We start from the raw sequence: 1111 nt of genomic DNA, 5'->3' as shown, positions 1-1111 counted from the left end.
AGCCGGAGGCGGCCCCGGCCGCCGAGGCGGAGCCGGTTGTCGAGGCTGAGCCCGAGCCCGCCCCGGCCGCCGTTGAGGCCGAGGCCGAGCCGGTCGTAGAGCCCGATCCCGAGCCGGAGCCGGAGGCGGCCCCAGCCGCCGAGGCCGAGCCGGTCGTCGCCGAGCCCGAGCCGGAGGCGGCCCCGGCCGCCGATGCGGAGCCGGTCGCAGAGCCCGAGCCCACCCCCGCCCCCGAGCCGCAGGCAGAAGCCGAGCCCGCGGCCGCCGAGCCGGTCGCCGCCGAGACCGACTCCGACCCCGAGCCCACCCCCGTCGCCGCGCCGCAGCCCGCCGCCGCGGGCGGCGCCGCCGTGGCGGCGGCCGACGTCGCGTCGAAGGCGCCCGCGCTGGTCGCGCACTACGAGGCCGCCGCGACCGCCCTCACCGAAGGACGGCTGGACGGCGCACGGGCCGACGTCTACCTCGTGCTCGACCGGTCCGGCTCCATGCGCGGGTTCTACAAGGACGGCAGCGCCCAGGACCTCGCGGACCGGACGCTGGCCCTCGCCGCCCACCTCGACGAGAAGGCCGCCGTACACGTCGTCTTCTTCTCGACCGACATCGACGGCACCCTCGACGTCGGCCTCGACTCCTACGACGGCCGCGTGGACGAGGCGCACGCCGCCATCGGGCACATGGGGCGTACGAGCTACCACCGCGCCGTCGAGGAGGTCGTCGCGCACCACGAGAAGTCCGGCAGCGACCGCCCCGCCCTGGTCGTCTTCCAGACCGACGGCCCCCCGGACGCCAAGGGACCGGCCAAGCAGGCCCTGGCCGACGTCGCCGGCAAGCCGCTGTTCTGGCAGTTCGTCGCGTTCGGCGAGCACGAGGCCAAGGGCTTCGACTTCCTGCGGAAGCTCGACGTACCGAACGCCGCGTTCTTCCACGCCGGGCCCGCCCCGCGCGAGGTCACGGACGCCGAGCTGTACGCACAGCTGGTCACCGGCCTCGAGGCGCAGGCCCGGGCGTAGCGGGCGGCAGCGACAGACCAAGGCGGCGCCGGTCCCCCGGGTCCGGCGCCGCCTTCGGGTGTCCGCCCAGGTTAAGGGGGGGAGGGGTTCACCCCGGGGGC

The 1111-nt window shown here is 76.8% G+C and carries 1 protein-coding gene; it reads left to right on the top strand.

Annotated features, from left to right (window positions below):
* Nucleotides 1–1010, top strand: a 1010-nt coding sequence (locus ACWGH0_RS34700) for a VWA domain-containing protein (RefSeq protein ID WP_453408256.1), incomplete at its 5' end; no start/stop codon positions are given.
* Between the last annotated feature and the right edge of the window lie 101 nt (nt 1011–1111).

The sequence above is a fragment of the Streptomyces sp. NPDC054887 genome, assembly GCF_053610585.1.
The sequence above is the reverse complement of the archived record's forward strand: the minus strand, read 5'-3'. Positions and strand labels throughout refer to the sequence as shown.